Genomic DNA, 3,460 nt, shown 5'->3' with positions numbered 1-3,460 from the left:
GGATGCAGCCGAACATCATAAGCACCACCGGAACGGTGGCGGCCCGATGGGGCGGCGGTTCCAGAATGTTGCGTTATGGGGGACTTATCGCATGGGATTGTGCGCTGCGACAAGGGCGGATGGCGGGGGGCAGGGGTGCGGTGGGGGTGGGGGTGTCAGTTCTTGACCCAGAAATAGCAATTTTAGTGAACGATGTATATGACACTAACTTAAAGATCTTATATAACCGATCATTGAGTTGCGCACCTGTGAGTGGAGGCAGTCGTATGAGTATAAATTCAGAACAGAAACAGATTTTACCTTCTACTGAGAATTGTTGGTTCATATTGGCCAATATTCATGGATTTCCACATAAAAACCAAGAAGAAATTAAGAAAAGAAATAGGATAACTTGGAATCGATTTTATTCATCAACTATCTCCAATGCTGATAAATTGATTTTATCGGAATACTTTAACCTGAATGAATTGACGCCGTTTAGCGATAAGGAGATGGAGACCGTGCGTGCGCTGTTTATGGAAAGAGCAGAGTCTCTTGGATTAAATCTACCCGACCCGAAGCGTCGAATTGATTTTCGTTCTTGCCATTTTGATAAGCTAGTTGATTTTAGTGGGTATATATTTCCAAGTTCATCTTTTTCTGGTTCTAAATTTGGAGAATTGGCTATTTTTAATAGCGCGGCGTTCGTTGGAAAGACATACTTTAGGGGTTCTGAGTTCTGTGAAATTTCACAATTTTTAAATTGTAAGCATCTGAAGGAAGTAAGTTTCTCAGGCGCTAAATTCTGTTTGGATGTCAGTTTTAAAGAATCCAGATATAACGAGGACGTTAATTTCAGTGACTGCAATTTCTTGGGAGACGCGGATTTTTCTGGTGTCAAAGTGCATGGAAATTATTATTTCCGAAATTCAAAGGTTTTCGGGGATTCTAACTTTGCGAGCGTTATATTTTCTGGTGGTGTAAGTTTTACAAACGCTGAGTTGAAGGCGCCAACCTCTTTTAAGCATTGTGCATTCGAAAAAAGCCCACCAAAGTTTGCTGGAGCGCAATTACACGAAGGTACAGTATGGCGTGATGTGATTTGGCCGCCACCGCCGCTAGACGCGGGCCAAGCGGCTGCCTTCACTGATGCATATGAGAGATTGAAGTTAGAAATGGATAGGCTTAGAAAGCACGATGATGAGTTGAATTTTTTTGCAAAGGAACTGGAATGTAAAAAACTTCTAATGAGCCCACTAAATGGTGCTGCAATTGTTCTATATGATTACCTTTGTGATTATGGTCGTAGTTATGTGAAGCCAATTTACTGGTTATGCGCCCTTATTTTGTTTGGGGCTATTTTTATTAGTAGTCTAGAGTCTGGCAAGGAGTTTTGGGAATCCCTCGGAATTAGCGCAGCCAACTCACTCGCGAGTCTTGGAATTCGCAAGGATTTATTGGGAGATTCTGTATTGGAAATGCAGCCATTAACCAGAATCATATCTGGAGTTCAAACAATTGTGGGTATTCTATTGATATTCCTCATCGGATTAGGTCTGCGTAATCGATTTCGGATGCGCTAAATCCATGAGACCGAGGTCATTTCAGTTGAAGCACTCTGGGTGATTTATCTAAGGCTCATTCATTGATACCTGTCTGGCGGTTTGTGGTGACCTGATTTCGACAGTTCTCGGCAGTAAACTCATAAAAGTGCTTGGCGTTGATTTGGGGGCGTGATTCAAGGATTTCCGCAAGGAGCCATTGATGACGCGCCGCCGCTACGAACTCACGGACCGTGAATGGTCAATCCTGTCACCGTTGTTGCCGAACAAGCCTCGGGGCGTTCCGCGCGTGGATGATCGCCGGGTTCTGAATGGCATTTTGTGGCGGTTCCGCACCGGCTCGCCCTGGGCGGAGATACCGGAACGGTATGGTCCTTCGACGACCTGCTACAACCGGTTTGTACGCTGGCGGAAGGCCGGGGTCTGGGATCGGCTTCTGGCAGCGGTATCGGCCGCGTACGACGGCGACATCGTGATGATCGACAGCACCTGTGTTCGCGTACATCAGCACGCGGCCACGGGAAAAAAAGGGCTGGAGACGATGGCGGCATGGGACGTTCCCGTGGGGGCCTCACCAGCAAAATCCACGCGCTCGTTGATGCCGAAGGCCGCCCCGTCCACCTCCACCTGACCGCCGGGCAGGTTGCCGACTGTACCCAGGCCGACACCCTGATTGAGGATCTGGGCGAAGGGAGCATTCTGCTGGCCGACAAGGGCTATGACAGCAACGCCATCCGCGCCCAAGCCGCCAAGCGGAAGGCTTGGGCCAACATTCCACCAAAAGCCAACCGCAAGGGCAGCTTTGTCTTCTCCTCCTGGGTCTATCGGCAGCGCAACCTCGTCGAACGGTTCTTCAACAAGATCAAACAGTTCAGGGGCATAGCCACCCGATACGACAAACGACCAGAAAACTTCCTGGCAGCCGTAAAGCTCGTCGCCGTCAGGCTATGGTGCCGGGAATTATGAGTCTACTGCCTAGGCAATGTGCGTGGTGCCGGAGGCTGCGGTGGGACCCAACCGACCGGCACCGGCGCTGGCGTTTGCTGACGAGCGTAGTTTTCCAGGCTGGATAATGAGGGGCCATAATCTTCCGTCGGTGCGGCCAACCATTTGGGGTCCAAGGCACGGGCGGCCTCACGGAGATCAGCCGGGATATCGTTAACGCTGTCATAGGCCCCGAATGAACAGAAATAGGAGATGTGCCCTGGTGCCTGACCCATCAGCATCCACGGCAACCAGGGATTGATCCGGGACCATTGCCCAACAGACTTGACATGTGTCAGGTCGGGATTTTCCAGATCGCGGCGTTTCATGATGTAGGTGAACATTTCCGACACCCGGTTGAAGGCACCGGCGGACTCACGTGGCCATTTCCCCGGTTGCAGCGCATTAGGATAGAAAAGATGGATATCGGTGCTAACAATGACCGTGTCATCAGGGCCATATCGCCAGTCCAGCAGGAAGGGAACTGGCTCTCTCTTTTCGGTATTCAATCCGCCGTAAGTGGGAAGAGGCTGACGGAACGCACTGATCGTGTAATTGAAGGGGTCATTGGCAATAGGGACAACACGAACGTCCTCACCCGTATAGGGATTATACCATGTCTTCAGGATTTCCCCGGTTTTCGCATCGCGGTAGAAGCCGATTTCCCGCAGCATGCGGCGATAGGATCCGTCCTCCAGCCGCCTGCAGCGGACGAAACTGAATCCATCCAGGACAAACAGTGGCCGCACTGGCTCGTTGTCGCGAACGCCATAGACCTTTCCACGAAACCAGCCGATCTTTTCCTTGGTCGGGTCAATATCCATGTCCAGCCGGGCATAGCTGTCCCGATTCCACTCCGGATTCTTGAAGTCAATCCTGGTGAGAAAGGGAGGCTTGTTTGCGCCGACGGCAGTTGTCGCCAGCCCACCGATTGC

Annotated in this window: 3 protein-coding genes; 2 read left to right on the top strand and 1 reads right to left on the bottom strand. The window is 50.5% G+C overall.

Annotated elements, in window-relative coordinates:
- Positions 1 to 1,562 (top strand): pentapeptide repeat-containing protein (locus Q0072_RS01050; RefSeq protein WP_298324478.1); only part of this gene is annotated, 1,562 nt, incomplete at its 5' end.
- 181 nt (positions 1,563 to 1,743) lie between these two features.
- Positions 1,744 to 2,507 (top strand): IS5 family transposase gene (locus Q0072_RS01045; protein ID WP_298324475.1). Its coding sequence is split into 2 segments (ribosomal slippage): positions 1,744 to 2,074 and positions 2,074 to 2,507, totalling 765 coding nucleotides; the frame shifts between segments, so codons are not numbered across the junction.
- A 2-nt stretch (positions 2,508 to 2,509) separates the two neighbouring features.
- On the opposite strand, the gene Q0072_RS01040 is transcribed toward Q0072_RS01045, so the two are convergent.
- The coding region (locus Q0072_RS01040) for a DUF1838 family protein (protein WP_298324472.1) at positions 2,510 to 3,460 on the bottom strand (951 nt) is incomplete at its 5' end.

Origin of the sequence: Asticcacaulis sp. (assembly GCF_027484505.1) — a bacterium.
Lineage (GTDB): Bacteria > Pseudomonadota > Alphaproteobacteria > Caulobacterales > Caulobacteraceae > Asticcacaulis.
Note: the sequence above shows the minus strand (reverse complement) of the source record. Positions and strands in the feature narration are given on the sequence as shown.